25 protein-coding genes and 1 tRNA gene are annotated in these 25,192 nt (G+C 69.6%); 8 read left to right on the top strand and 18 right to left on the bottom strand.

What is annotated here, in order from left to right; genetic code table 11:
• Nucleotides 1-36 precede the first annotated feature (36 nt).
• Genes T8T21_RS11050 through hslO form a run of 3 tightly spaced genes read right to left on the bottom strand, consistent with a single transcriptional unit; the run spans nt 37 to nt 2,844 of the window.
• A complete protein-coding gene (locus T8T21_RS11050; RefSeq protein ID WP_322335626.1) occupies nt 37-1,194 on the bottom strand; it encodes a CCA tRNA nucleotidyltransferase in 1,158 nt (385 codons plus the stop codon).
• Complete coding sequence (locus T8T21_RS11055) at nt 1,191-1,805, bottom strand: CoA pyrophosphatase (protein ID WP_322335627.1); 615 nt, start codon at nt 1,803-1,805, stop codon at nt 1,191-1,193. The genes T8T21_RS11050 and T8T21_RS11055 overlap by 4 nt, the downstream gene beginning before the upstream one ends.
• Nucleotides 1,792-2,844: an Hsp33 family molecular chaperone HslO gene (gene hslO, locus T8T21_RS11060; RefSeq protein ID WP_322335628.1), complete on the bottom strand. Its 1,053-nt coding sequence runs from the start codon at nt 2,842-2,844 to the stop codon at nt 1,792-1,794. Before hslO ends, T8T21_RS11055 begins: the two co-directional genes overlap by 14 nt.
• A 70-nt stretch (nt 2,845-2,914) precedes the next feature.
• Here hslO and T8T21_RS11065 point away from each other — a divergent pair, with 70 nt between their 5' ends.
• The 3 genes from T8T21_RS11065 to msrA all read left to right on the top strand — a co-directional run bounded on the left by T8T21_RS11065 (nt 2,915) and on the right by msrA (nt 5,444).
• The gene (locus T8T21_RS11065; protein WP_322335629.1) at nt 2,915-3,409 is read left to right on the top strand and encodes an NUDIX hydrolase; all 495 of its coding nucleotides are present in this window, start codon (nt 2,915-2,917) and stop codon (nt 3,407-3,409) included.
• 35 nt (nt 3,410-3,444) lie between these two features.
• Nucleotides 3,445-4,671, top strand: coding sequence for an argininosuccinate synthase (locus T8T21_RS11070; RefSeq protein WP_322335630.1), 1,227 nt, complete (start codon nt 3,445-3,447; stop codon nt 4,669-4,671).
• Nucleotides 4,672-4,805: 134 nt separating this feature from the next.
• Complete coding sequence (gene msrA / locus T8T21_RS11075) at nt 4,806-5,444, top strand: peptide-methionine (S)-S-oxide reductase MsrA (RefSeq protein WP_183470329.1); 639 nt, start codon at nt 4,806-4,808, stop codon at nt 5,442-5,444.
• Nucleotides 5,445-5,448: 4 nt separating this feature from the next.
• On the opposite strand, the gene T8T21_RS11080 is transcribed toward msrA, so the two are convergent.
• Entirely contained in the window at nt 5,449-6,039 is a 591-nt protein-coding gene (locus T8T21_RS11080) for an HD family hydrolase (protein ID WP_322335631.1), read from the bottom strand.
• A gap of 122 nt (nt 6,040-6,161) precedes the next feature.
• Here T8T21_RS11080 and ahcY point away from each other — a divergent pair, with 122 nt between their 5' ends.
• Nucleotides 6,162-7,550, top strand: coding sequence for an adenosylhomocysteinase (gene ahcY, locus T8T21_RS11085; RefSeq protein ID WP_183470327.1), 1,389 nt, complete (start codon nt 6,162-6,164; stop codon nt 7,548-7,550).
• Nucleotides 7,551-7,580: 30 nt separating this feature from the next.
• On the opposite strand, the gene T8T21_RS11090 is transcribed toward ahcY, so the two are convergent.
• The 6 genes from T8T21_RS11090 to tsaD all read right to left on the bottom strand — a co-directional run bounded on the left by T8T21_RS11090 (nt 7,581) and on the right by tsaD (nt 11,750).
• Entirely contained in the window at nt 7,581-8,315 is a 735-nt protein-coding gene (locus T8T21_RS11090) for a hypothetical protein (protein ID WP_322335632.1), read from the bottom strand.
• 239 nt (nt 8,316-8,554) lie between these two features.
• Nucleotides 8,555-8,950 carry a DUF1761 domain-containing protein gene (locus T8T21_RS11095; RefSeq protein WP_183470325.1) on the bottom strand — a complete coding sequence of 132 codons (396 nt, stop codon included), beginning with the start codon at nt 8,948-8,950 and terminating at the stop codon, nt 8,555-8,557.
• A 49-nt stretch (nt 8,951-8,999) separates the two neighbouring features.
• On the bottom strand, nt 9,000-9,425 hold the full coding sequence (locus tag T8T21_RS11100) for an EVE domain-containing protein (RefSeq protein ID WP_322335633.1): 426 nt from the start codon (nt 9,423-9,425) through the stop codon (nt 9,000-9,002).
• A complete protein-coding gene (locus tag T8T21_RS11105) occupies nt 9,425-9,697 on the bottom strand; it encodes a YciI family protein (RefSeq protein WP_183470321.1) in 273 nt (90 codons plus the stop codon). Before T8T21_RS11105 ends, T8T21_RS11100 begins: the two co-directional genes overlap by 1 nt.
• Nucleotides 9,694-10,662 (bottom strand): NAD(P)H-dependent glycerol-3-phosphate dehydrogenase, encoded by a 969-nt coding sequence (locus T8T21_RS11110; RefSeq protein WP_322335634.1) that lies wholly within the window; start codon nt 10,660-10,662, stop codon nt 9,694-9,696. Before T8T21_RS11110 ends, T8T21_RS11105 begins: the two co-directional genes overlap by 4 nt.
• Complete coding sequence (gene tsaD / locus T8T21_RS11115; protein ID WP_322335635.1) at nt 10,659-11,750, bottom strand: tRNA (adenosine(37)-N6)-threonylcarbamoyltransferase complex transferase subunit TsaD; 1,092 nt, start codon at nt 11,748-11,750, stop codon at nt 10,659-10,661. The genes T8T21_RS11110 and tsaD overlap by 4 nt, the downstream gene beginning before the upstream one ends.
• 76 nt (nt 11,751-11,826) lie before the next feature.
• Between tsaD and T8T21_RS11120 the strand changes: the two genes are divergently transcribed.
• The 4 genes from T8T21_RS11120 to T8T21_RS11135 all read left to right on the top strand — a co-directional run bounded on the left by T8T21_RS11120 (nt 11,827) and on the right by T8T21_RS11135 (nt 15,833).
• The gene (locus T8T21_RS11120) at nt 11,827-12,555 is read left to right on the top strand and encodes a uroporphyrinogen-III synthase (protein WP_322335636.1); all 729 of its coding nucleotides are present in this window, start codon (nt 11,827-11,829) and stop codon (nt 12,553-12,555) included.
• Nucleotides 12,556-12,747: 192 nt separating this feature from the next.
• Nucleotides 12,748-14,139 (top strand): hypothetical protein, encoded by a 1,392-nt coding sequence (locus tag T8T21_RS11125; protein WP_322335637.1) that lies wholly within the window; start codon nt 12,748-12,750, stop codon nt 14,137-14,139.
• Between the two features lie 10 nt (nt 14,140-14,149).
• On the top strand, nt 14,150-15,715 hold the full coding sequence (locus tag T8T21_RS11130; protein ID WP_322335638.1) for a heme biosynthesis protein HemY: 1,566 nt from the start codon (nt 14,150-14,152) through the stop codon (nt 15,713-15,715).
• A 42-nt stretch (nt 15,716-15,757) separates the two neighbouring features.
• Nucleotides 15,758-15,833, top strand: a tRNA-Thr gene (locus T8T21_RS11135).
• Nucleotides 15,834-16,032: 199 nt separating this feature from the next.
• Here the strand turns inward: T8T21_RS11135 and gyrB are convergent.
• The 8 genes from gyrB to T8T21_RS11175 all read right to left on the bottom strand — a co-directional run bounded on the left by gyrB (nt 16,033) and on the right by T8T21_RS11175 (nt 25,172).
• The gene (gene gyrB, locus T8T21_RS11140; RefSeq protein ID WP_183470310.1) at nt 16,033-18,447 is read right to left on the bottom strand and encodes a DNA topoisomerase (ATP-hydrolyzing) subunit B; all 2,415 of its coding nucleotides are present in this window, start codon (nt 18,445-18,447) and stop codon (nt 16,033-16,035) included.
• Nucleotides 18,448-18,526: 79 nt separating this feature from the next.
• Entirely contained in the window at nt 18,527-19,147 is a 621-nt protein-coding gene (locus tag T8T21_RS11145) for a LysE family translocator (RefSeq protein ID WP_322335639.1), read from the bottom strand.
• Nucleotides 19,144-19,578, bottom strand: coding sequence for a VOC family protein (locus T8T21_RS11150; RefSeq protein ID WP_322335640.1), 435 nt, complete (start codon nt 19,576-19,578; stop codon nt 19,144-19,146). The genes T8T21_RS11145 and T8T21_RS11150 overlap by 4 nt, the downstream gene beginning before the upstream one ends.
• Nucleotides 19,575-20,675 (bottom strand): DNA replication/repair protein RecF, encoded by a 1,101-nt coding sequence (recF, locus tag T8T21_RS11155; RefSeq protein WP_183470304.1) that lies wholly within the window; start codon nt 20,673-20,675, stop codon nt 19,575-19,577. Before recF ends, T8T21_RS11150 begins: the two co-directional genes overlap by 4 nt.
• Before the next feature lie 49 nt (nt 20,676-20,724).
• A complete protein-coding gene (gene dnaN / locus T8T21_RS11160) occupies nt 20,725-21,843 on the bottom strand; it encodes a DNA polymerase III subunit beta (RefSeq protein WP_183470302.1) in 1,119 nt (372 codons plus the stop codon).
• A gap of 106 nt (nt 21,844-21,949) precedes the next feature.
• Nucleotides 21,950-23,308, bottom strand: a complete 1,359-nt coding sequence (dnaA, locus tag T8T21_RS11165) for a chromosomal replication initiator protein DnaA (protein ID WP_221188708.1) — start codon at nt 23,306-23,308, stop codon at nt 21,950-21,952.
• Between the two features lie 723 nt (nt 23,309-24,031).
• Nucleotides 24,032-24,298 carry a 30S ribosomal protein S20 gene (gene rpsT / locus T8T21_RS11170; protein ID WP_183470300.1) on the bottom strand — a complete coding sequence of 89 codons (267 nt, stop codon included), beginning with the start codon at nt 24,296-24,298 and terminating at the stop codon, nt 24,032-24,034.
• Nucleotides 24,299-24,395: 97 nt separating this feature from the next.
• Nucleotides 24,396-25,172 (bottom strand): enoyl-CoA hydratase-related protein, encoded by a 777-nt coding sequence (locus T8T21_RS11175; RefSeq protein WP_322335641.1) that lies wholly within the window; start codon nt 25,170-25,172, stop codon nt 24,396-24,398.
• Nucleotides 25,173-25,192: the final 20 nt, after the last annotated feature.

Genomic DNA, 25,192 nt, shown 5'->3' on the forward strand with positions numbered 1-25,192 from the left:
GAAAGGGAAACGCGTGCCCCTCGAGACGCAAGCAACCTAAGGGAGAAGTTCGGCCCGTTCCAACGCGAAGCCCGAGGCGATCCAGCGGGCCTCGATCTCGCGCAGCTTCTCTCCCAGCGCCGGGCCGGTGTAATCCGGCATCAAGTCGGCGGGCTTCACCGGCAGCGCCGCGCCCGCCCCGGCCTCCATGGTTTCCCGTGAAACGGGGTCGATCTCGCGGCCCGACAGCGCGGCGTTCATCGCCAGCACGTCGAGTCCCCGCTCCCGGCCCAGCCGGTAGCCCAGTTCGCCCGGACCCCAGCCCGCGCCCAGCGCCTCCTGCAGGGATTGCAGCGTGCGCGCCTGTGCCCGGCTGAGCCGCAGCCGCTCCGCCGCCGCTTCGCCACCCACAAGCGCCAGCCGGCGGATCGGATCCGGCGCGAGCCCGGCCTCCTCCTCGACATGCACCAGCACCGAGAGCGGATCCGAGGCACCGCCCGGTAGCACTCGCATCAGCACGCCGGAGATCGCCATCGACGCGACCGCGGGCGCCGGGTCGGGCGCCGCCATCAGCCGCAGCATCTCGCCGCCTACCCGCTCGCGCGAGAGGCCGGAAATGCCCTCGGCAAGCTCGGCGCAGGCGGCGAGGCCGTCGGGGTCGATGCCCCCCTGCGGGTCGCCGTACCAGGCATGAAAGCGGAAGAAGCGCAGGATCCGCAGGTAATCCTCGCGAATCCGGTCATGCGCGTCGCCGATGAAGCGCAGCCGCCGCGCCGCGAGATCGGCAAGCCCCGATCCCAGCGGGTCGGCCACATGGCCGCGCGCATCGGCATAAAGCGCGTTCATGGTGAAATCGCGCCGGGCGGCGTCCTCGGCGATATCGTCGGAGAAGGCCACGGTGGCGCGGCGCCCGTCGGTTTCCACGTCGCGGCGAAAGGTCGTGACCTCGATCGGCGTGCCATGCGCGACCACGGTGATCGTGCCGTGCTCGATCCCGGTCGGCACCGGCTTGAGCCCCGCCGCGCGGGCCAGCTCCACCACCCGTTCGGGCCGCGCATCGGTGGTCAGGTCGATATCCGAGACCGGCGCCCCGATCAGCGCGTTGCGCACGCAGCCGCCGACGAACCAGGCGGCGTGACCGCCCGCCTCCAGCATCTCCGTGACGGCGCGGGCCGCCTCGCTCGACAGCCACTCCGCCTCGATCCGCTTGCTCATCGGTTCATCCTTTCGGCCAGGCTGCGCAGCATGCGCGCGGTGGCCCCCCAGATGTAATAGGGGCCCCAAGGCACGACATAGTAGTGCCGCCGCCGCCCCTGCCAACGCCGCCCCTCGATCCGGAAGCGCGTCGGGTCGGTCACATGCGCCAAAGGCACGCAAAACGCCTCGGCCACCTCGCCCGCCTCGGGCACCGGCGCGAACGGGCCGCGCAGCAACCCCACCACCGGCGTCACCGAAAACCCCGTGACCGTCTCGTGTGCGGGCAGCGTGCCGAGGATCTCGACCCGATCCGGGTCGAGGCCGATCTCCTCATGCGCCTCGCGCAGCGCGGCCCCGACCGGGCCGTCATCGCCCCGATCGACCTTGCCGCCCGGAAAGGCGATCTGGCCGGGATGATGCCGCAGCCGGGCCGACCGCTTGGTCAGCCACAGCCGTGGCCCGTCACCGTCGCCGCCGAGATGCGCCGCGACCAGCACCCCGGCCTGCCGCAATGTCCGCCCGGTGGGCTGGGGCAGGCCGGGGTCAATGTCGTAATCCGACGAGGCGTCGCCCCGTCGGGCCAGCGCGGCCCGGAGCCGCGCCTCGATGTTGAGGTCAGCCCCGTCCACCGGCGGCCTTGCCGGCGGTCGCGCCGCTCTCATCGGCAGGCTTGGCGTCCGGCCCCTCGGTCGCCTCGAAGCCGAGCGTCTGGGGCGCGAACTCGTAATGCGCGCCGCAGAACTGGCAATCGGCGGTGACGATGCCTTCCTCGGTCGTCATGTGCGCGATGTCCTTGGCCGAATAGATCGACAGGCTCTGACGCACCTTGGCCTCCGAGCAGGTGCAGCCGAACTGCACCGGCTGCGGGTCGAAGACGCGCGGCTCTTCCTCGTGGAACAGCCGCAGCAACAGGTCCGTAGGCGCCACGCTCGGCCCGATCAACTCCATCTCCTCGACCGTATCGAGCAGGATGTTGGCGCGGCTCCAGTTCTCACCCTCGTTCTCGTCGAGGATGTCGGTCGCCTCGAGCAGCCCCTCCTCGCCCGAGCCGCCCTCGGCCTTCGCGGCGAAGGGCGAGGCCTTGGGCATCTTCTGCAGCATCACGCCGCCGGCGCGCCAGCTCTCGTCGCGGCCCGGCTCGGTCGACCGGCCGAAGCTGAGCGAGAACCGGGTCGGCAGCTGCTCGGACTGCGCGAAATAGGTCTCGGCGCAGGCGGCCAGCGACTCGCCGGTGATCGGGGTGATCCCCTGATAGGGCGTGTTGCCTTGGCCCTGGTCGATCAGGATCGCGAAATACCCCTTGCCGATCAGCGAATAGGGCTCGGCGGTCTCGCCGAGCCGGCTTTCGTCGAAGCTGGCCCAGGCCCGGATGCGAGCGGGCGCGCCCTCATGCTCGGGGGCATAGTAGTCGGTCGCGATCAGACGGGCCGGCCCGTCGCCGCGCACCTGCAGCGACAGCTTCCAGCGCAGCTTCACGGTCTGGCCGATCAGGGCGGTCAGCAGCGCCATCTCGGCGACCAGCGCCTCGATCTGCTTGGGGTAGTCGTGCTGCTCGAGCACCTTGTCGAGCACGCCGTCGAGACGCGCCACGCGGCCGCGGATGTCCGAACGGTCGAGCTGGAAGGGCAGGACGGTATCGTCCCAGGCAATGCGGGCGCCGAGGCTCATGGGGTTTCCTTGCGTGTCGGGGATGGGCATACCGCGACCATATAGGAAGCTTGTCGGGAGACAAAAAGGGATGATCCGGCGCCATGGCGAACAGGTGCGGCGCGGCCAGAGCTACCGCCACCGCCCCGGAGTCTACGCGATTCTCGAACGCGGCGGCGACCTGCTGCTCACCTGCAAGATCGACGACCCGGCGGATATCCAGCTGCCCGGCGGCGGCATCGATCCCGGCGAAAGCCCGCTGCAGGCGCTGCACCGCGAGGTGTTCGAGGAGACCGGCTGGCGGATCGGCGCGCCGCGCCGGCTCGGCGCCTTCCGCCGCTTCGTCTGGATGCCCGATTACGGCATCTGGGGCGAGAAGCTATGCCATATCTATACCGCCCGCCCGGTGCGGCCCCATGGCCCGCCTTCCGAGCCGGGCCACCGCGCCTTGTGGATGTCGCTGGCCGAGGCTGCGCCGCGGCTGGGCAATGCGGGCGACCGCGCCTTTGCGCATGCCTTCGCCGAAGGGCGGCTGCCGCGCTCGCGCCCGCGAGGCGCGCTTGCCCCAAGGGCCGAAAGCCTTTAACGCACGCCCCTGAACGCCCATACGGAGAATTGCCCATGGCCGCCCAGCCCGCCCCGAAGAAGGTCGTCCTCGCCTATTCCGGCGGTCTCGACACCTCGATCATCCTGAAATGGCTGCAGACCGAATATGGCTGCGAGGTGGTGACCTTCACCGCCGATCTGGGCCAGGGTGAGGAGCTGGAGCCCGCGCGCAAGAAGGCCGAGATGATGGGCGCCACCTCGATCCACATCGAGGATCTGCGCGAGGAGTTCGTGCGCGACTTCGTCTTCCCGATGTTCCGCGCCAACGCGCTCTATGAAGGGCTCTACCTGCTCGGCACCTCGATCGCCCGGCCGCTGATCTCCAAGCGCCTCGTCGAGATCGCCGAGGCCGAGGGCGCCGACGCCGTGGCCCATGGCGCCACCGGCAAGGGCAACGACCAGGTCCGCTTCGAGCTGGCCGCCTACGCGCTCAACCCCGAGATCAAGGTCATCGCGCCGTGGCGCGAGTGGGACCTGACCTCGCGCACCAAGCTGATCGAGTTCGCCGAACAGCACCAGATCCCGATCGCCAAGGACAAGCGCGGCGAGGCGCCGTTCTCGGTTGACGCCAACCTCCTGCACACCTCCTCCGAGGGCAAGGTTCTGGAAGACCCGGCGCAGGACGCGCCCGACTACGTCTACCAGCGCACGGTGAACCCCGAGGACGCGCCGGACCAGCCCGAGATCGTCGAGATCGGTTTCGAGAAGGGCGACGCCGTGTCGATCAACGGCGAGGCGATGAGCCCGGCCACGATCCTCACCAAGCTCAATGAGCTGGGCGGCAAGCACGGCATCGGCCGTCTCGACCTCGTCGAGAACCGCTTCGTCGGCATGAAGTCGCGCGGCATCTACGAGACGCCGGGCGGCACGATCCTTCTGGAAGCCCATCGCGGCATCGAGCAAATCACGCTCGATTCCGGCGCGGGTCACCTCAAGGATTCGATCATGCCGCGCTACGCCGAGCTGATCTACAACGGCTTCTGGTTCTCGCCCGAGCGCGAGATGCTGCAGGCGCTGATCGACAAGAGTCAGGAGCACGTCACCGGCACCGTCCGGCTGAAGCTTTACAAGGGTGCCGCCCGCACCATCGCCCGCTGGTCCGATCACAGCCTCTACTCCGAGGCGCATGTGACCTTCGAAGAGGACGCCGGCGCCTACGACCAGGTCGACGCCAAGGGCTTCATCCAGCTCAACGCGCTGCGTCTCAAGTTGCTGGCCGCTCGCAACCGCCGGGTGAAGTGACGACCTCGGCGCCGGGCCTTCGGGTTCGGCGCCGCCCCCTCCTGCAGCTTCGGTCACGGCCGGATCACGCAGCCTTGTCTTGCTCCCTTTTCCGCGTGGCGCACAATTGCGTGAGGAGAGAGGGAGATGACCCCATGCCCCGTATGCCTTTCGCCATTGCCGCCATCGTCGCGCTTCTCGCGCCCGTGGCGCAGGCCCAATCGACCGAGACGATCACCGTCGCGGGCGGCTGTTTCTGGTGCGTCGAGGCCGATTTCGAGAAGGTCGGCGGCGTGATCGAGGCGGTGTCCGGCTTTGCCGGCGGCGCCACGGCCAACCCCACCTACGAACAGGTGACCGGCGGCGGGACCGGCCATTACGAGGCGGTCGAGATCACCTACGACCCCTCCAAGGTCACCGCCCGGCAGCTCTACGACCTGTTCTTCCGCTCGATCGACCCGACCGATGCCGGCGGGCAGTTCTGCGACCGAGGCCCCTCCTACCGCACCGCGATCTTCGCCGATGCCGGTGACCGCCAGGCGGCCGAGGCCGCCAAGCAGGCCGCGCAGCAGGCACTGGGCCGCCAGATCGTCACACCGATCCTCGGCGCCGCACGCTTCTACCCGGCGGATGCCTATCATCAGGATTACTACAAATCCTCGGAGCGGCTTTCGGTAAGCTCGGTCGGGCTCTTCGTGCCCAAGTCCGAAGCCTACAAGCGCTATCGCGGGGGCTGCGGCCGCGACGCGCGGGTGAGGGAGCTGTGGGGCGCGCAGGCCCCGTTCGCGAATTGAGGCTTTAAAGCGCGGCGAGCAGGCTCTGATGACGTGCGACGAAGGCCGCGCGGGTCTCGCGCGGCGGCCGCAGCCGGATCTCGAACCGCGTCGCGAGATCGCGGTCGAGCCGCCCGAACAGCCGATCGGCCTCGGCCTCCGAGAACCCCGCGATCCGCACCGCTTCCAGCCAGGCCGAGATCTTGTCGGCGCGCTTGATCCGGCGCTTGAGTTCGAGCGGCAGGCTGGCGGGCAGGCCGAAACGCAGGTGGATCGCCGCGGTGAGCCGCGCGTCGAGCGCGCCGTAGCCCGGCCCCACCGCCGCCTTCACCGGCGAGATCATGTCACCGATCACGTATTCGGGCGCGTCGTGCAGCAGCGCCGCCAGACGGTCACGCGCCCCGGCGGCGGGATGGCAGTGCCCGAAGATCTCCTCGACCAGCAGCGAATGCTCGGCCACCGAATAGGCGTGGTCGCCCCGGGTCTGTCCGTTCCAGCGCGCGACGAAGGCCAACCCGTGGGCGATGTCGTCGATCTCGACATCCATCGGCGTCGGGTCGAGCAGGTCGAGCCTGCGCCCCGACAGCATCCGCTGCCACGCCCGTGCCTTCGCCATGCCGTTCCCCCTTTGACCCCGCCCGGCCCTAGCATGTCGCGGCGCGGCGCCGCAATTGTCAGCCCCTTTACGTAGTGTTAACTGGCTTGTCAGTTCCCCGAACTCGCCCAGAGGAGGCTCCGATGGCTCAGGATCACATCGTCAAGGACATCGCGCTGGCCGACTGGGGTCGCAAGGAGATCGAGATCGCCGAGACCGAGATGCCGGGCCTGATGGCGCTGCGCGAGGAATACGGCGCCGCGAAACCGCTGACCGGCGCCCGGATCACCGGCTCGCTGCACATGACGATCCAGACCGCCGTGCTGATCGAGACGCTGGTGGCGCTCGGCGCCGATGTCCGCTGGGCCTCGTGCAACATCTTCTCGACCCAAGACCACGCGGCGGCGGCAATCGCGGCGCAGGACATCCCCGTCTTCGCGGTGAAGGGCCAGAGCCTCGAGGAGCATTGGGATTATCTCGACCGGTCCTTCCAGTTCGAGGAAGGCGCCAACATGATCCTCGACGATGGCGGCGACGCCACGCTCTACGTGCTGCTGGGCGCGCGGGCCGAGGCGGGCGAGGACGTGCTCGGCGTCCCGACCTCCGAGGAAGAGGAAGTGGTCTTCGCCCAGATCCGCAAGCGGATGGAGCTCAGCCCCGGCTGGTTCACCCGGACCCGCGAGGCGATCCGCGGCGTCTCCGAGGAGACCACCACCGGCGTCCACCGGCTCTACGAGCTGCACAGGAAGGGCCGTCTGCCCTTCCCGGCGATCAACGTCAACGACAGCGTCACCAAGTCCAAGTTCGACAACAAGTATGGCTGCAAGGAGAGCCTCGTCGACGGCATCCGCCGCGCCACCGATACGATGATGGCCGGCAAGGTCGCCGTGGTCTGCGGCTATGGCGATGTCGGCAAGGGCTCGGCCGCGAGCCTGCGCGGCGCCGGGGCGCGGGTGAAGGTCACCGAGGTCGACCCGATCTGCGCGCTGCAGGCGGCGATGGACGGCTTCGAGGTGACACTGCTCGAGGACGAGGTCGCCACAGCCGACATCTTCGTCACCACCACCGGCAACCGCGACGTGATCCGCATCGAGCATATGCGCGAGATGAAGAACATGGCGATCGTCGGCAATATCGGCCATTTCGACAACGAGATTCAGGTCGCGAGCCTGCGCAACCACAAATGGACCCGGATCAAGGACCAGGTGGACATGATCGAGATGCCCTCGGGCAACAGGATCATCCTGCTCTCCGAGGGCCGGCTCCTGAACCTCGGCAACGCCACCGGGCACCCGTCCTTCGTGATGTCGGCTTCCTTCACCAACCAGGTGCTGGCGCAGATCGAGCTCTGGACCCGCGCCGAGGCCTATGCGCCCGGCGTGCACATCCTGCCCAAGGCGCTCGACGAGAAGGTCGCGCGGCTGCATCTGGGCCGGATCGGCGCCAAGCTGACCGAGCTGCGCAAGGAGCAGGCCGACTATATCGGCGTGACGGTCGACGGGCCGTTCAAGCCCGAGCATTACCGCTACTGACCGGCCTCGGGCCGCCCGCCGGCCCGCCCCTCACGCCATCACGAGCAGCGCGGCGTAGAGCGCCGCGCCCAGCGCGAAGGCCCAGAGTCGGCTCTCACGCTCCTCGGGCAGCTCTTCCTTGATGACGTTGAGCACGACCGAGCCGGCCAGGAAGCCGAAACCGCCGCCGATCCAGGCCTCGGGGATCTCGAACACGAGGCTCGCAAGCCAGCCCGCCAGCACCGCTGCTGCGAGCAGCCAGCGCCCTTCATGCAGGTATTGCCGCCCGTGATGGGCATAGAGCGCGCGGTCGTTGACCACGAAATGCAGCCCCAGCGCCACGGCATAGAGCATCATGCCGCCGAAGCCCTCCTCGCGCAGCTGCTCCTCGAGCAGGTATCCGACGAGGAAGTTGTAGACCCCGAAGCCACCCAGATGCAGCCAGAAGGCCCCGGCGGGCGACTCCGTGCCGTCCCGGTTGCCGGCCCGCCGCCGCGCCATGCGTTCCAGCGCGTAGAACACCACCAGACCGGTCAGCGCCAGCAGCCAGACCCCCATCCCGGCGAGGCCCCCATGCCCCGCCTCTTCGCCCGCGACCATCTCGCCGAACTCGGACATCTCGGGCAGCAGGTGGACGAAGACATAGGCCACCGACACCCCGCCCGCCGCCGAGAGCCAGATGCTGCGCGGCGTGCGGTCGAGGAACACCAGCTTGGGGCTGAACAGATGCACCGAGGCGAAGATCAGGGCCACGATCGCAGCGCCGATCTGGGCAGTGAATGTCATGCGGCAGCCTCCCGTGATACAGGGGGTCAACCGCAACGGAACTTGACGGTTCCTTGAGGAAATCGCGTGGTTTCGCACCGAGTTAGAGGCATGGAATTCTTGCCTCGAATCGCCCTCGGGCCTATGCCTTCCGGTGTCGGCCAGGAGGGCCAGACCCCAGTTTCAGTGATCCGCCGGGTGGGAGTCCGCGGGTGAGAACGGGGGTGCTGGCCAGCGTGCCGCCCCCCGTATACCCGTCCTCAGAACAGCCCGAGCACGAGGCCCATCGCCGCGCAGCCCAGCGCCGCGTAGCCGCCATCGATCACCGCCAGCGACCATGGCCGATCGGAATAGCCGGTGTTGAGCGTGATCCACGGCGCGATGAACAGCGCCCCGATGCCGAGACCGCCGATCAGCCCGCCGATCCCGGTATCAATCCCCGCCAGCCCGAAGAAATAGCGCATCGCCGTGGCGATGATCAGCATCGCGACGAAGGAGACGAGATAGGGCGTCGGCGAGCCGCTGTTGAGCGGCTTGCCATCCTCGCCGAGCTTGACGCCGGAGGCCGCCATCCAGGGCTTGGCCAGCGCCATGTACCAGGCCGCGCCGAGCGCGAAGGATGCCAGCGCCGCCAGCAGGATCGAGAGTAACGTCATCCGTGGTCCCTCCGGTTTTGCCCAGAATGCCCCGGATGGCGGCCCCGCGCTATGCCTCGGCCAGCGATCCCGCCAGTTCGTGGATCACGCGCCACTCATCCTCGGAAACCGGCTGCACGGAAAGTCGCGAGTTGTTGACCAGTACCATCTCCGCCAGCCGCGGCTCGGCCTTGATCTCGTCGAGCCGCACCGCGCGCCCAAGGGGATAGAGCGCGCGGATGTCAACGCATTCCCAGCGCGGATCGTCGGTCGAGCTGTCGGGATGCACCATGGCGCAAACCTCGACCACGCCCACGGCCTCCTTGCCGATGTTTGAATGGTAGAACAGCCCGCGATCGCCGATCTGCATCTCGCGCATGAAGTTGCGGGCCTGGTAATTGCGGATCCCGTCCCATTCCTCGCCCTGATCGCCCTTGGCGACCTGGTCGTCCCAGGACCAGACATTGGGCTCGGACTTGAACAGCCAGTAGCGCATCAGCCGATCACCTTCTTCCAGGCGCGGATCTCGACGCTCTCAAACAGGCCGGCGCGGGCATAGGGGTCGTTCTCGGCCCAGGCCTCGGCTGCGGCCCGGTCCTCGACCTCGAGGATCACCAGCGAGCCGTCCATGTTGCCCTCGGCGTCGAGGAACGGCCCGGCCATGGCCACCACGCCGGTGGATTCGATGTATTCGAGATGCGCCTCGCGGGTGTCGCGGCGGATCTGCAGCGCACCGGGCTTGTCGCGGGTGATGACGGCGAAGCTCATTCGCTTTCCTCCTTGAGCGGTCTGTTGATCAGCGCGTCGAGCGCCTGATGGGGGGTGAGGTCATGCGCGACCATGCGCGCGGTCACGGCCGAGATCGGCAGGTCCAGGCCACGCGCGGCGGCCAGGTCGGTGACCGCCCGCGCGGTGGCCGCCCCCTCTACCGTGGTGCCGGTGTCGAAGCTCTCGCCCCGGCCCAGCGCCAGCCCGTAGCGGTAGTTGCGCGACAGCTCGGACGAGCAGGTCAGCACCAGATCGCCGAAACCGGACAGCCCCATCAGCGTCTCGGGCCGTGCCCCGAGCGAGGCGGCGAGGCGCTGCATCTCGGCAAAGCCGCGGGTCATCAGAGCGGCGCGCGCGCTGTCGCCGAACCCCGCACCGATGCAGGCACCGCAGGCGATGGCGATGACGTTCTTGAGTGCGCCGCCAAGCTCCGCCCCGATGACATCCGCGGTGCGATAGAGCCTGAGGCCGGGCGTCGACAGCGCCGCCTGCAGCGCCGCGCCGCAACCCTCGTCAGCGCAGGCCAGCGTCAACGCGGTCGGCAGGCCGCGCGCGATGTCGGCGGCAAAGCTCGGCCCGGTCAGCAGCGCCGGGGTGGCGCTGGGCACCGCCTCGGCGATGATCGCTGTCTGGCCGGTGAGGCGCGTAAGGTCGATGCCCTTGGCGCAGGCCACCAGCACCTTGCCCGCCAGCGCCTCGGCATGGGCGGTGACGAAGCCGCGCGTCGCCTGCGCCGGCAGCGCCAGCAGGATCGTGTCACAAGGCAGGAGCGCATCGAGATCCGAGACAATGTCGATGCTCGCCGGCAGATCGATCTCGGGCAGCCGTTCGACCCGGCGGTTCTCGCGCGCCTTTTCCACCGCCGCTGCGTCGCGCGCCCAGAGCGTTACCTCGCGGCCCGTCCGTGCCAGCGCCACCGCCAGCGCCGCGCCGAACGCCCCCGCTCCCGCGATCCCGATCCTCATGCCTTGGCCCCCTTCCTGCCCGATCCGATCATCGGTGCCGCGCCCGCATCGAGCGGCCAGCGCGGCCGCGCCGCGAGGTCCAGCCCGTCGGTCGCGCCCGCGGCCAGCCGCCCCAGCCCGGCAAAGGCGATCATCGCCGCGTTGTCGGTACACAGGCCAAGCGGCGGCGCCGAGAACGCCACGCCGCGTTCGGCGCAGAGCCCCTGCAACGCCGCACGGATCGGCCCGTTCGCGGCGACGCCCCCCGCCACGGCAAAGGCCGGGCGCCCCGGCGCGCGGTCGAGATAGATCTCGAGCGCGCGCCGCGTCTTCTCGTGCAGGATCTCGACCACCGCCTTTTGAAAAGCCGCCGCCAGATCGGCGCGCGCGGCGCGGGTCAGGCCGCCCCGCCCGGCCATTTCGGCGTCGCGGGCCCGCAGCAGCGCCGTCTTGAGCCCGGAGAAGGACATGTCGCAGCCCGGCCGGTCGAGCAGCGGGCGCGGCAGCGGAATCCGCCCCGCATCGCCATGCCACGCCTCGGCCTCGACCGCCGGGCCGCCGGGCTGCGGCAGGCCTAGAAGCCGCGCGGTCTTGTCGAAGGCCTCGCCGGGGGCGTCGTCGATCGTGCCGCCGAGACGACGGAATGCATCTTCGCCCTCGACCACGAGGAACTGGCAATGCCCGCCCGAGACCAGCAGCATCAGGTAGGGAAATGCGAGCCCGTCGGTCAGACGCGGCGTCAGCGCGTGCCCCGCAAGGTGGTTGACGCCGATCAGCGGCAGCCCGGTGGCCGCCGCCAGCCCCTTGGCCAGCATCACCCCGGACAGCACGCCGCCGATCAGGCCCGGCCCGGCGGTCACCGCGATGCCGTCGACCTGGGGCAGCGAAAGACCGGCCTCCTCCAGCGCCGCCTCGACGCAGTGATCGAGCACCTCGGCATGGGCGCGGGCCGCGATCTCGGGCACGACGCCGCCGAAATCGGCATGCAGATCCGCCTGGCCGCGCACCACCGAGGCCAGCACTTCGGCCCGGTCCGGCCCGCCGCGCACCACCGCCGCCGCGCTGTCGTCGCAGCTCGATTCAATGCCGAGAATGGTGAGTGTGGCCATGTCCGCCCCGCTTGCGCCTGCGCCTGTCGCAGCTAGCATCCCCCGGGGGTCCGAACAATGCCGCGAAGGGGGGACGATGCCGGAACCGATCCTGCTGCTCACCCGCCCCGAGGCGGCGGCGCGGCGCTTTCTGGCCGAACTGGAAGTCGCGGCGGGGCGGCACTTGGTGGCCGTGATCGCGCCCCTGCTGCGCATCGACGAGGTGACGCCGCCACCGCCCGACACGACGCCCGCCATGCTGATCCTGACCTCGGAGCGCGGTGCGGCCGGGGCGGTGCGGATGGGGCTGATGGGCCTGCCCGCATGGTGCGTCGGGCCCCGCACCGCGCAGGCGGCGCAGGCGGCGGGGCTGCACCCGCGCGAGGGGGGCGGCGACGCCGAGGCGCTGATCGCCGCGATCCTCGACGCGCCCGACGCCGGGCCGCTCCTGCATCTGCGCGGCGACCACCAGCGCGGCGACGTCGCGGAGCGGCTGCGCCGCGCCGGGCGCGACTGCGCCGAAGCGGTGGTCTATGCGCAATCAGCGCAGCCCCTGCCCGCCGCGGGCCAAGCGGCGCTGGTGGGGCGTGCGCCGGTGGTGGCGCCGGTCTTCTCGCCGCGCAGCGCAGCGCTGCTCGCGGCGCAGCTGCCATCCATTGCACCGCTCCACGCGGTGGCGATCAGCCCTGCCGCGGCCGCGCCGCTCGCCGGCCGTGTCGAGGGGGTGACACTGGCGGCACGGCCGGACGGCCCGGCGATGATCGACGCAACCCTTGCCGCCCATGCGGCGTTCGGTTCCACGACCCGCCGCTCGGGGGGCGCTTGAGGCGCGCGACGGGCCGGGCTAGGGTCGGCAAATGCAGCCGCGGCAGGGAAAATCTGCCGCGCACGGGGACGGAAGGGACAGGTTTTGGCACGTAGGACGACAGGCACCCCCGGCGGAAGGGATGGCGCGAAAAAGCCCCAGACCCCGGCATCTCCCCCCCGCGAGGCGGCGCAGCCGCGTCCCGACGACAAGATGACCACCCCCTCCGACGCGCCGAAGACACCGGAGTCGAACGCGGCTCCGACCGAGACCAGCCCCGTCACCCCGGAAACCGGATCGCGTGCGACCACGGCCGGTACCGATGCGAAGGCCGAGTCCGGCAAGACCGCCGAAACCGGCACAGCGGCCTCGACCGCCGCCGGCAAGGACGCTTCGGAAGAGGCGCCGAAATCGGCGAAGCGCGGCGCCAGCGCCGGGGTCGATCTCGGCACCACGGCCCGCCCCGCACCGGCCTCCGCCGCCGGCGCGATGCCGGCCGTGACCCGCGCGCCCCGTGCGGACGCCGATGCCAAGCCGGAGGCGAAGCCCGCCTCCTCGACCGCTTCGACCGCTTCGACCGCTTCGACGACGCCCCCCTCCACCGCGCCTGCCGCAAGCGGCGGATCCGGCGCGACCGGCCGTGGCTTCGGCGCCGGAATGCTGGGCGGGTTGATCGCCGCGGCGCTGGGTCTCGGCATCGGCTGGATCTGGTTCGACAACAGCGACCGCACCGCCGCGCTCGAAACCCGGCTGGGTGCGCTCGAGGGCGAGATCGCCCCGCTTTCCAACGGGATCGAAGGGCTACGGGCCGAGACCGAAACCAACCTGTCCGATCTCGGCTCGCGTCTCGACGCCGGCCAGGCCGAGCTATCCGAACGGCTCGATACCCTCGAAACCCGCCTGACCGAGGCCGAGGCCTCCGCCGGTCCCGACGGCACCTTGGCGCGCGAGGCCGTCGCGCGCTGGCAGGCCGAGGTCGATGCGCTGCGCGCCGATCTGGAGCGGCAGGCGCAGGAGATCGCCCGCATGGCCGAAGAGGCCGCGCAGGAAGTGGCCAGCGTCGGCCGCACCGCCGAGGAGATCGAGGCCGAGGCCGCGGCGGTCGCCGCCCGCGTCCGGGCCCGTGCCACCCTGGCCGAGATCGAGGCCGCGCTCGAGACCGGCGAGCCCTACACCGCCCTGCTCGAGGAGCTTCAGGCAACCTCGCCCGCCGAGATCCCCGAGGCACTCGCCGCGCCGGCCGAGGAAGGCGTGGCCAGCCGCTCCGAGCTGATCGAAGCCTTCCCCGAGCCGGCCCGGCTCTCGCTCGCGACCGCGCGGCGCGAAGGGCTGTCCGGCGAGGAGGGCGGCCGCGTCGCCGGTTTCTTCCGCGACACGCTGCAGCTCCGCTCCACCGCGCCGCAGGAGGGCACGACCACCGATGCCGTGCTGTCGCGCGCCGAGGCCGCGCTGCGCGACGGTCGTCTCGACGAGGCGATCGCCGAGATCGAGGCCCTGCCCGACCCGGTGCAAGAGCCGCTGGCCGAATGGCTCGCACCGGCCCGGACCCGCGCCGAGGCGCTCGCCGCCGCCGACACCCTGTCGCAATCCCTGACCGAGAATTGAGGCGCCGCACATGCTCCTGTCCCTGATCAAGATCCTGGTCTTCGTCGCCGTCGTCGCCGGTCTCACCTGGGGTGCCGCGCGGCTCACCGACGTGGCCGGCGGGGCCGAGATCGCCATGGCCGGCTACGAGGTCACGCTCGGCCCGTTGCAGCTGGTGCTCGCCATCGCGCTGCTGGCCCTGCTCGGCTGGCTGCTGTTCAAGGCGCTCGGCTTCCTGCTGGCGCTGCTGCGCTTCATCAACGGCGACGACACCGCCGTCAGCCGTTGGTTCTCACGCTCGCGCGAGCGGCGCGGCTACAAGGCGCTGGCCGACGGCATGATCGCGCTGGCCTCCGGCGAGGGCGAGACCGCGATGGCCAAGGGCCGCCGGGCCGAGCGCTACCTGCGCCGTCCCGACCTGACCTCGATCCTCGTGGCGCAGGGCGCCGAGCTGGCCGGCGACCGCCGCACAGCCGAGGGCGCTTATCGCGAGCTGGTGCAGATCGACCGCACCCGCTTCGTCGGCATCCGCGGCCTGATGCGGCAGCGCCTCGCCGAGGGCGACACCGACACCGCGATGAAGCTCGCCAAGAAGGCCTTCGAGCTCAAGCCGCGCCACACCGAGACGCAGGACACGCTGCTGCGGCTGCAGGCCGAGGCGCATGACTGGACCGGGGCGCGCGCCACGCTCGACGCCAAGCGCCGCTCGGGCAGCCTGCCCCGCAACGTCGCCAAGCGCCGCGACGCGGTTCTCGCGCTGTCGGAAGCCCGCGACGTGATGGATGAGAGCCTGAGCATCGAGGCGCGCGAGAAGGCGATCGAGGCCAACCGGCTCTCGCCCGACCTGATCCCGGCGGCCGTGATGGCGGCCCGCAGCTATCTTGCGGTCGGCAACAGCCGCTACGCGACGCGGGTGATCCGCAAGGCCTGGGAGGCCGAGCCCCATCCCGATCTGGCGCAGGTCTTTGCCGAGATCGCCCCCGAGGAGAACCCGCAGGCTCGGCTGGACCGCTTCTCGGTGCTGATCCAGTCGCGCCCCGACCACCCTGAGACGCGGATGCTCGAGGCGGAGCTGATGATCGCGGCCGAGCGCTTCAACGAGGCGCGGCGCGCCCTGGGCGATCTGGTCGAGACCGACCCCACTGCCCGGGTGCTGACGCTGATGGCGGCGATCGAACGCGGCCGCGGTGCCGACGACGCGGTGGTGCGCGGCTGGCTGGCACGGGCGCTGACCGCGCCCCGCGGCCCGCAATGGGTCTGCGAGAACTGCCACCACCTGCACCCGCATTGGGACCCCGTCTGCTCGAACTGCCATGCCTTCGACACGCTGGCTTGGACCCGTCCGGAAGAGGGCGAGCCGAACCTGCCGCGCGGCACCGAGATGCTGCCGCTGATCGTCGGCGGTGCCGGGCGCACCAATGGCGAAGGCACGGTCCCGGCGGTGCGCGAGGCTGGATCCACCGCCTCGCCCCTGCCCGCCCAGACCGCGACGCCGGCCTCGTCCGGCCCCGAAGAGGCCGAGATCGTCGCCCCCGAGACGGCCGCGACCACGCCCGAGAAAACAGAGGGAGAGGCCCTCGCGGAAGAGCGAAAATAGCCCTTTTCCCCCCGGCGCGCGGGTGCTAAGAGGCGCCCGGGCGCCGCTGTAGCTCAGCTGGTAGAGCACGTCATTCGTAATGATGGGGTCGGGGGTTCGAGTCCCTTCAGCGGCACCACCTCAAAGCACGAAACCCCGAGAACCTGACCGGTTCTCGGGGTTTCGCTTTTTGGTGGACCCGCTTTCGTGGCGACCGCTCGACCGCCCCCTGTGAGAGACTTCGGAACGCGACACGCTGGAATGCATCGGTTCATGGAGAGGCCCGCGACGCGGTCGGCAAGCTGTCTCCAGCCCGCCGCCGCACTGCGGATCGTCGATCAGAAGTCGAGATGCTCGACGTTGAGGGCGTTCTGCTGGATGAACTCGCGGCGCGGCTCGACCACGTCGCCCATCAGCTTGGTGAACAGGTCGTCGGCCTCGGTCGAATCCTCGATCTTCACCTGCAACAGGGTCCGCGCCTCGGGATCCAGAGTCGTCTCCCAGAGCTGGTCGGGGTTCATCTCGCCCAGACCCTTGTAGCGCTGCAGCGTCAGGCCGCGCTGGCCCTCCTCGAGGATCGCGGCAAGGAGATCGAGCGGGCCGTGGATCAGCTGCGTCCGGTCCTTGCGCACCAGCGTCGCGGGCAGGTCGTAGATCTCCTGCAGCGACTTGGTGAAGCTGCCGGTCTTGCGCGCCTCGCCCGAGCGGAGCATCGGGCCGTCCAGCGTGCGCACCTCCTCGACCCCGCGCAGGATGCGAGCGAGCCGGATGCCGTGATCCTGGGTGATCCGGCCGTGCCAGCCACGCTCGTATTCCAGCGCGATCAGGTCGAGCCGCTTGGCGACCTTGTCGGCCACGCCCTGAAGGTCGGCATCGACCGCGCCGGGCACGAAGGCGCCGGAGATCGCCGCCTGTTCGAGGATGTGGCGCGGGTAATGGGTCGGGAAGGCGTCGAGCACACGGCGCAGCTGACGCGCCTCCTCGACCACGCGGCGCAGGTCGTTGCCGGTGATCTCCTCGCCGGTGCCGAGCCGCAGGGCGGTGCCGTCGGTGCCCTGGTGGATCAGGTACTCGTCCATCGCCGCCTGGTCCTTGAGATAGACCTCGGACTTGCCGCGCGTCACCTTGTAGAGCGGCGGCTGCGCGATGTAGAGATGCCCGCCCTCGATCAGCTCCGGCATCTGCCGGAAGAAGAAGGTCAGCAGGAGCGTCCGGATATGCGCGCCGTCGACGTCGGCGTCGGTCATGATGACGATCTTGTGGTAGCGCAGCTTCTTGATGTCGAACTCGTCGCGGCCGATGCCGGTGCCGAGCGCCATCACGAGGTTGCCGATCTCCTGGCTTCCCAGCATCCGGTCGAAGCGCGCGCGCTCGACGTTGAGGATCTTGCCCTTGAGCGGCAGGATCGCCTGGGTGCCGCGGTCGCGGCCGGTCTGGGCCGAACCGCCCGCCGAGTCACCCTCGACGAGGAACACCTCGGTCTTCGACGGGTCCTTCTCGGAGCAATCCTTGAGCTTGCCGGCGAGGAAGTTCACGTCCATCGCGGTCTTGCGGCGGGTCAGCTCGCGCGCCTTGCGCGCGGCCTCGCGGGCGAGAGCGGCCTCGATGATCTTGCCGACGATCTGCTTGGCGAGGTTGGGGTTTTCCTCGAACCACTCGGCGAGCTTCTCGCCTACGAGGTTCTCGACCGCCGGGCGCACCTCCGACGAGACCAGCTTGTCCTTGGTCTGGGAGGAGAACTTGGGGTCCGGCACCTTGACCGACAGCACGCAGGTCAGCCCCTCGCGGGCGTCGTCACCGGTGAAGGAAACCTTCTCCTTCTTGGCGATGCCCGAGGACTGCGCGTAGTTGTTGATGGTCCGGGTCAGCGCGCCGCGGAAGCCCGCCATGTGGGTGCCCCCGTCGCGCTGCGGGATGTTGTTGGTAAAGGGCAGCACGGTCTCGTGGTAGGTGTCGTTCCACCACATCGCCACCTCGACGCCGATGCCGTCCTTCTCGCCCTCGATCCAGATCGGCTCGGGCATCACGGCATGCTTGGAGCGGTCGAGATACTTCACGAATTCGCGCACGCCGCCCTCGTAGTACAGCTCGGAATGCAGTGGCTGCGCCGGGCGGTCATCCTCGAGGATGATGCGCACGCCGGAGTTCAGGAAGGCCAGTTCGCGCAGGCGCTTTTCAAGGGTGGCAAAGTCGTATTCGAGGTTCGAGAAGGTCGTGGTCGAGGCAAGGAAGCGGACCTCGGTGCCGGTCTGGTCGGTCTCGCCCACCACCTCGAGATGCTTCACGGTCTCGCCGCGCTCGAACCGGGCGACGTGCTCTTTGCCGTCGCGCCAGATCCGCAGCTCCAGCCAGTCCGACAGCGCGTTCACGACCGAGACGCCGACGCCGTGCAGGCCGCCGGACACCTTGTAGGAGTTCTGGTCGAACTTACCGCCGGCATGGAGCTGGGTCATGATGACCTCGGCCGCCGAGACGCCCTCCTCGCGGTGCAGATCGGTGGGAATGCCGCGACCGTTGTCGCGCACGCTGACCGAGTTGTCGGCATGGATCTTGACCTGCACGAAGTCGGCGTGGCCGGCCAGCGCCTCGTCGATGCCGTTATCGACCACCTCGTAGACCATGTGGTGCAGGCCCGAGCCGTCATCGGTGTCACCGATATACATGCCCGGACGCTTGCGGACCGCATCCAGGCCCTTGAGAACCTTGATGGAATCGGCGCCGTAGGCGTTGGGTTGCAGAGCGGGTTCAGCCATGGGGGAAATCCTCGGGACGTTACCGGCGGAATATACGAATACTGGTGGGGGATGTCACGGTTTTCCCCCATATTTTGCGCTACAGGAGGGGGATGAGCAGCCCCACGCCGACCAGCATCGCCGCCGCCGCGTGATTGGTCCGGCGCAGCGCCTCGGGCGAGGTCAGAATCGCCCGCGCGCGGTCGATCGACGCGGCAAGCACGAGGTTGCCCAGAAGCGGCACGGCAAAGGAGACCGCGCAGATCGCGGCGATGTCGAGCCCGCCCAGCGCCGAGAGATCGAAGAAGCCCGGCAGCATTCCCATGTAGAACAGGATGGCCTTGGGGTTGCCGAGGATGACCGCCAGGCCGGCCATGAAGCCCGCCCACATGCCGGGACGGGTCAGCCGGCTGTCGGTGGAGATGGAGGCGCCCGCATGCCGCCACAGCATCACCCCCATGGTCACGAACATCGCCGCCGCGACCCAGCGCAGCGCCTCGAGAAAGCCGCCATAGACCGACAACACCCAGTTCACCCCGAGGATCGCCAGCAGCGGCCACGCCACGTCGCCCACCACCACGCCGAGCGCCAGCGGCCATGCGGCGTGAAACCCGCCAGACAGCGCACGCGCGGTGAGCGCGACCCAGACCGGTCCCGGCGTCAGGAACAGCACCAGAAGCGCGCCCGCGTAGAGCGCGAGATCCGGGAAGCCGAGGGTCACGGCGCCTCGGGCAGCGTCAGCGAGCCATCCTCGGCCAGAGACCAGAACGGGTTATGGGCGATCTCCCAAACATGGCCGTCGGGATCGGCGTAGTAGCCGGAATAGCCGCCCCAGAACACTTCCTCCGGTGCCTTGAGCGGCCCTGCCCCGGCATCGAGAGCGGCCTGCCACGCGGCATCCACCGCCGCCCGATCCTCGAAGTTCTGCGCCAGCGTCGCGGCTCCGGTCCCGAGGCGTGCGCCCGGCCGGCCCTGATCCGCGGCAAGATCCGAAAGGCCGAACAGCCCGAGCACGAGCCCGTGCATCTGGTAGAAGGTCACGGAAGGCTGGCTGGAGGCATGCGGCACCCAGCCCAGCGCGGCATAGAAGGCCTTCGACCGGTCCATGTCGGTCACGCCGAGGGTGATGAGGGTCACGCGTTGCGGTGTCATGTCGCCTCCCTGACCTGCGAGACGCCGGCCGTCTCGGTCACCTCGATCCGTTGCGCGCGGTCGCCCAGCGCCTCGAACAGCCCCGGCTCGGTGCCGGTCATGAAGGCCTGCAGCCCCAGCGCGCAGATCTCGTCATAGAGCGCCGCGCGGCGGCGCGTGTCCAGATGCGCCGCGACCTCGTCCAGGAGCAGCACCGGCGGCGCGCCCCCCTCGGCGGCCAGCGCCCGGGCATTGGCGAGGATGAGCGAGATCAGCAGCGCCTTCTGTTCGCCGGTGGAGGCGTCGCGCGCCGCCACCCCTTTGGCGCGCCACAGCGCGTCGAGATCGGCGCGATGCGGCCCGATCAGCGTGCGGCCTGCCGCCATGTCGCGGCCGCGCATCCCGGCGAAGGCCGCGCGCAGCTCCTCCTCGGCCTCGGGCGTCTCGTCGGGATAGCCGAGCGCCAGATCCGCGGCGGGAAAGGCGGTCTCGGCCCGGTCTTGCGCCGCCATCAGCCGGTCGATCGCGGCGCGGCGGGTGGCCGCGATCACCGCGCCGGCCCGCGCCATGCGCCCTTCGAGCGCGCCGTACCAATGCGCGTCGCGCACCCCGTCCTTGAGGAGCCGGTTGCGTTCGCGCATCGCCTTTTCGTAATCGAGCACCTGTTCGGCATGGCCGGGATCGAAGCTCAGTGCGGCGCGGTCGAGAAAGCGGCGCCGCCCCTCGGCGGCCTCGATCCAGAGCCGGTCCATCGAGGGCACCAGCCACAGCACCCGCAGCACCCGCGCCAGCGCCACCTGCGGCACCGCCTTGTCGTCGATCCGGACGCCCCGGCTCTGGCCCGCCTCGGCGCGGGTCTCGATCTCGTGCGGCGCGCCCTCGGCCTCGACCTCGGCCCGGACCTTCCAGCCCAGCCGCTCGGGCCGGCGGGCGATCTCCTCGGCGCCGGCGCGGCGCATGCCGCGCCCGGGCGACAGCAGCGACACCGCCTCGATCAGGTTGGTCTTCCCGGCGCCGTTGGGGCCGAAGATCGCGACCGGCCGGCCGTCAAGCGCCAGCCGCGCCCGCTTGTGCGAGCGGAAATGCGACAGCTCCAACTCGGTGACGGCCGCCCTCATGCGCGGCCCTCGCCCTCACCGTTTCCGACAGGCGCAGGTCCCGCAGGCGTCACACGCGCATCGGCATGACGACATAGACCGCGCTGGTGTCGTCGCCCTCGCGCATCAGGGTCGGATCGCCGGAGGAGTTGAACAGGAACACCGCGTTCTCGCGATCCACCTGGTTGGCGATCTCCTGAAGGTATTTCGCGTTGAAGCCGATCTCGAGCCGCTCGTCGCCATAGGCCACGGCCAGCTCTTCCTCGGCGGCGCCGGAATCGGGCGCGTTGACCGAGAGCACCAGCCGATCCTCTTCGAGCGACAGCTTGACCGCGCGCGAACGCTCGGAGCTGACGGTGGCGACCCGGTCCACCGCCTTGGCGAACTCGGCCGCGTCGACCTCGAGGCGCTTGGAGTTGTTTTGCGGAATCACCCGGCTGTAATCCGGGAAGGTGCCGTCGATCACCTTCGAGGTCAGGGTGATGTTCGGGGTGGCGAAGCGCACCTTGGTCTCGCTGACCGACACCTCGATCTGCGCCTCGTCGTCATCGAGCAGCTTGCGCAGCTCGTTGACGGTCTTGCGCGGCACGATCACCCCGGCCATCGTCTCGGCCCCTTCGGGCAGGTCGGCGTCGATCCGGGCGAGGCGGTGCCCGTCGGTGGCGACGCAGCGCAGCACCCGGCCCTTCTCGCCCTCGGCCACATGCATGTAGACGCCGTTGAGGTAGTAACGCGTCTCCTCGGTGGAGATCGCGAACTTGGCCTTGTCGAAGAGCCGGCGCAGCACCGGCGCGGGGGCGGTGAAGCTCGCGGCGTATTCGGCCGAGGCCATCACCGGGAAATCCTCGCGCGGAAGCGTCGCCAGCTGGAAGTTCGAGCGCCCCGCCTCGATCGACAGCCGCCCGGAGGCGCCCTGATCGGTGAGCGTCACCAGCGCCCCGTCGGGCAGCTTGCGGACGATCTCGTTGAGCAGCACGGCGGCGACGGTGATCGCGCCGTCGCGCTCGACCGTGGCAGGGGCGCGGTCGACCACCTCGATGTCGAGATCGGTCGCACGGAAGCGCACCGTGTCGCCCTCGGCCTCGATCAGCACGTTGGCGAGGATCGGGATGGTGTTGCGCCGCTCGACCACCGACTGGGCCTGGGCCACGGCCTTGAGCAGAACGCCGCGTTCGATCGAGAATTTCATGTGCTTCGCTCCGCTAGTTGCCGCAGGCCTTGGCCGGGACTGGAAAACTACCTGTTTTCCACCCGTTCTCAAGCCCTTTCGGCGGCATCGCGAAGCCCGCCTCGCGTCACTCCTCGAGCGCGCGCCGCAGCAGTTCGAGATCGTCGGCGATCTGGCTGTCGGTGGCCTTCAGCTCCTCGATCTTGCGCACCCCGTGCATGACGGTGGTGTGGTCGCGCCCGCCGAAGCGGCGGCCGATCTCGGGCAGCGAGCGCGAGGTCAGCTTCTTGGACAGGTACATCGCCACCTGGCGCGGCCGGGCATAGCTGCGCAGCCGCTTCGGTCCGATCATGTCCGACAGGCGGATGTTGTAATGCTCCGAGACCCGGCGCTGGATTTCCTCGACGGTGATCTTGCGGTCGCTGGCGCGCAGGATGTCGGCCAGGCAATCCTGCGTCATCTCGAGCGAGATCTCGCGCCCGACCAGCGAGGCGAAGGCAAACAGCCGGGTCAGCGCGCCTTCGAGCACGCGGACGTTGTTGGAGATCCGCTGAGCGAGGAACTCGAACACGCCGGGCTGGACCACGATGCCGGGATACTGGGCGCGGTAATAGTCGGCCTTGGCCTGCAGGATGCCGACGCGCAGTTCGAAATCGGTCGGGAAGAGATCGACCACGAGGCCCGACCCCATGCGCGAGGTGATCCGCTCCTCGACATCCTTCATCGCGCCCGGCGCACGGTCGGCCGAGATGATGATCCGCTTTCCGGCGTCGATCAGCGCGTTGAAGGTGTGAAAGAACTCCTCCTGGGTGGAATCCTTGCCACCGAGGAACTGGATGTCGTCGACCATGAGCACGTCGACCGAGCGGTAGAGCTGCTTGAAATCCATCATGCGCTTGTCGCGCAGCGCGGTGATGAAGCGGTACATGAACTGCTCGGCGGAGGTGAGCACGACCTTGAGATGCGGCTGGTTGGCCTTCAGCTCGTGACCGATGGCGTGCATCAGGTGGGTCTTGCCCAGGCCCACGCCGCCATAGAGGAACAGCGGGTTGAAGCCGAGCGAGCCGCCCTCGGCGATGCGGCGCGCGGCGGCATGCGCCATCTCGTTGGGCTTGCCGACGACGAAGCGGTCGAAGGTGAAGCGCGGGTCGAGCGTGGCCGAGGGGGTGGCGTCCTCGTCATCGGCCGCGGCCAGCGCCGGGGCGGCGGGCTGCGGCGCCGCGGGGCGGGGCGCGGCGGAGGCGTTGGCCGACTGGGCGAAGATCAGGCGCTGCACGGTGATGCCGGCCCGGGCGAGCTGGGTCAGGATCTGGTCGCCGAAATTCTGCAGGACGTAGTTGCCGTGGAAGGTGGTCGGCACGTGGAAGCGGGCCACGCCGTCGACCAGCCCTTCGAAGCGCAGCGGCGCGATCCAGGTGGTGTGGTTGTTGGCGCCCACCGCCTGCTTGAGCTCTTCGCTGACCTGCGCCCAATTGTCGTTCGTCATGACCTGTCCCCGACCTGCCTTCATCGTCACCCGGTCGCGCCCGCCGCGCCCGGCTCGCCATCCACATCAGGGCACAGCTCGTGCGGCCGCCGGCGCGCATGCGCCGACGCTGTTCCGCACCGGACTGACCTAACCTCCGGACCCGAACGGGGACGGACAAGCCGCCGACCCGCTCATGCAGTTCGGCCCGGGATCGGTACATGACGGCAGTGACGTCCGCCGAGATGGCGGCCGCAATGCAGACAAGCGCGGGACGGCGAATGGCACGGCCAAGGCCGTGCGCCCGTCACGCTCATGAGAGCTGGCACCCCGTCGCGGTTCCGATCATTCGGCCGTGCAGCTGGCCTTCGGACCACCGTGGTGCCGACTCGCCCATGTTCCCCCAGGAACGATGTGAATCGCAGGGGCAAGTTAGCGCCTGCGTTCGGACGTCATCAACCGAACAACGCGCTTGACGACGGACTCCGCTGAATCGAATCCGCGGCCATTTGCCGGGGCCCCTGAATCCTAAGGCCCGGCGCCAAATGCCGTGTCAGGGGGCCACAGCGGCTTCGGGGCGCCCGGCCATGCTAAGGGTGCAGCTTGACAGTGGCATGACGGAAATGGGGTCGATTCTGCCGCAACGGCACGGATTCGAGCGCCGCGCTTGGGGCCGAATCCGAACACGAAAAAGGGGTGCCCCTTTCGGGGCACCCCTTTGATATTCTTCGCCTTTGGGCGAGATCAGGCGGCGATCGCCTTCACGCGCGACGACAGGCGCGAGATCTTGCGAGCGGCGGTGTTCTTGTGCACCACGCCTTTGGTGACGCCGCGCATCAGCTCCGGCTGGGCTTCGCGCAGGGCGGTCTTGGCAGCGTCAGGGTTGCCGGAGGCGATCGCCTCTTCGACCTTGCGCAGGAAGGTGCGGATGCGCGAACGGCGCATCTTGTTGATCGCGTAGCGGCGCTCGTTCTGGCGAGCGCGCTTCTTGGACTGGGGCGTGTTGGCCATGTGTCGAGAATCCACTTGCGGGGTGATTGTTCTGAAGCCGCGTCTCTAAGGCCGACTCGACGGCTAGTCAACCTGTCGCGCGCCTTTTCCGGCCGGCTCAGCGATCGCGGTACTGCGGCTCGCGCTTCTCGCGGAACGCGGCCATGCCCTCGGACTGGTCCTCGGTGGCGAAAAGCGCCTCGAACAGCCGCCGCTCATAGGCCAGCCCCTCGGACAGGCCGACCTCCTGGCTGCGGTTGACCGCCTCCTTGATCGCAAGCACCGCGACCTGGCCCTTCTCGGCGATCTTGGTGGCGGCCGCCCGCGCCTCCTGCTCGAGCTGGCGCGCCGGCACGACCCGGCTGACGAGCCCGGAGCGCTCGGCCTCCTCGGCCGACATGAAGCGGCCCGTCAGATGCATGTCCATCGCCTTGGGCTTGCCCACCGCACGAGTCAGCCGCTGGCTGCCGCCCATCCCGGCCATGATCCCGAGATTGACCTCCGGCTGGCCGAACTTGGCGTTGTCGGCGGCGATGATGAAGTCGCAGGCCATCGCCAGCTCGCAGCCGCCGCCCAGCGCATAGCCCGCCACCGCGGCGATCACCGGTTTGCGGATGCGGGCGAGTCGCGCCATGTCGCCCGCGTATAGCGCCTTGCGATACATCTCCACGAAGCCCATCTGCGCCATCTCGGCGACGTCGGCACCGGCGGCAAAGGCCTTGTCCGACCCGGTCAGCACGATGCAGCGCACCTTGTCGGAGCGATCTGCCTCCTCGAGCGCGGTCACCAGCTCGTGCAGCAGCGTCGAGTTGATCGCGTTCATCGCGTCGGGGCGGTTGAGCGTGATGGTGGCGATGTCGTCCTCGGTTTCGACGAGGATGGTGCTGTAGGCCATGCGGGGTCTCCGGAGCAGGT

Origin of the sequence: Limimaricola variabilis (assembly GCF_034371605.1) — a bacterium.
Taxonomy (GTDB): domain Bacteria; phylum Pseudomonadota; class Alphaproteobacteria; order Rhodobacterales; family Rhodobacteraceae; genus Limimaricola; species Limimaricola variabilis.

Coding starts and splice junctions, on each gene's coding strand:
- T8T21_RS11175 (WP_322335641.1), bottom strand. CDS start 25,172: ATGGCCTACAGCACCATCCTCGTCGAAACCGAGGACGACATCGCCACC.
- T8T21_RS11080 (WP_322335631.1), bottom strand. CDS start 6,039: ATGGCGAAGGCACGGGCGTGGCAGCGGATGCTGTCGGGGCGCAGGCTC.
- msrA (WP_183470329.1), top strand. CDS start 4,806: ATGCCCCGTATGCCTTTCGCCATTGCCGCCATCGTCGCGCTTCTCGCG.
- hslO (WP_322335628.1), bottom strand. CDS start 2,844: ATGAGCCTCGGCGCCCGCATTGCCTGGGACGATACCGTCCTGCCCTTC.
- T8T21_RS11090 (WP_322335632.1), bottom strand. CDS start 8,315: ATGACATTCACTGCCCAGATCGGCGCTGCGATCGTGGCCCTGATCTTC.
- T8T21_RS11150 (WP_322335640.1), bottom strand. CDS start 19,578: ATGACACCGCAACGCGTGACCCTCATCACCCTCGGCGTGACCGACATG.
- rpsT (WP_183470300.1), bottom strand. CDS start 24,298: ATGGCCAACACGCCCCAGTCCAAGAAGCGCGCTCGCCAGAACGAGCGC.
- T8T21_RS11095 (WP_183470325.1), bottom strand. CDS start 8,950: ATGACGTTACTCTCGATCCTGCTGGCGGCGCTGGCATCCTTCGCGCTC.
- T8T21_RS11105 (WP_183470321.1), bottom strand. CDS start 9,697: ATGAGCTTCGCCGTCATCACCCGCGACAAGCCCGGTGCGCTGCAGATC.
- T8T21_RS11100 (WP_322335633.1), bottom strand. CDS start 9,425: ATGCGCTACTGGCTGTTCAAGTCCGAGCCCAATGTCTGGTCCTGGGAC.
- dnaN (WP_183470302.1), bottom strand. CDS start 21,843: ATGAAATTCTCGATCGAACGCGGCGTTCTGCTCAAGGCCGTGGCCCAG.
- T8T21_RS11120 (WP_322335636.1), top strand. CDS start 11,827: ATGCCGGAACCGATCCTGCTGCTCACCCGCCCCGAGGCGGCGGCGCGG.
- T8T21_RS11110 (WP_322335634.1), bottom strand. CDS start 10,662: ATGAGGATCGGGATCGCGGGAGCGGGGGCGTTCGGCGCGGCGCTGGCG.
- gyrB (WP_183470310.1), bottom strand. CDS start 18,447: ATGGCTGAACCCGCTCTGCAACCCAACGCCTACGGCGCCGATTCCATC.
- tsaD (WP_322335635.1), bottom strand. CDS start 11,750: ATGGCCACACTCACCATTCTCGGCATTGAATCGAGCTGCGACGACAGC.
- T8T21_RS11130 (WP_322335638.1), top strand. CDS start 14,150: ATGCTCCTGTCCCTGATCAAGATCCTGGTCTTCGTCGCCGTCGTCGCC.
- recF (WP_183470304.1), bottom strand. CDS start 20,675: ATGAGGGCGGCCGTCACCGAGTTGGAGCTGTCGCATTTCCGCTCGCAC.
- T8T21_RS11050 (WP_322335626.1), bottom strand. CDS start 1,194: ATGAGCAAGCGGATCGAGGCGGAGTGGCTGTCGAGCGAGGCGGCCCGC.
- T8T21_RS11065 (WP_322335629.1), top strand. CDS start 2,915: ATGATCCGGCGCCATGGCGAACAGGTGCGGCGCGGCCAGAGCTACCGC.
- ahcY (WP_183470327.1), top strand. CDS start 6,162: ATGGCTCAGGATCACATCGTCAAGGACATCGCGCTGGCCGACTGGGGT.
- dnaA (WP_221188708.1), bottom strand. CDS start 23,308: ATGACGAACGACAATTGGGCGCAGGTCAGCGAAGAGCTCAAGCAGGCG.
- T8T21_RS11125 (WP_322335637.1), top strand. CDS start 12,748: ATGACCACCCCCTCCGACGCGCCGAAGACACCGGAGTCGAACGCGGCT.
- T8T21_RS11070 (WP_322335630.1), top strand. CDS start 3,445: ATGGCCGCCCAGCCCGCCCCGAAGAAGGTCGTCCTCGCCTATTCCGGC.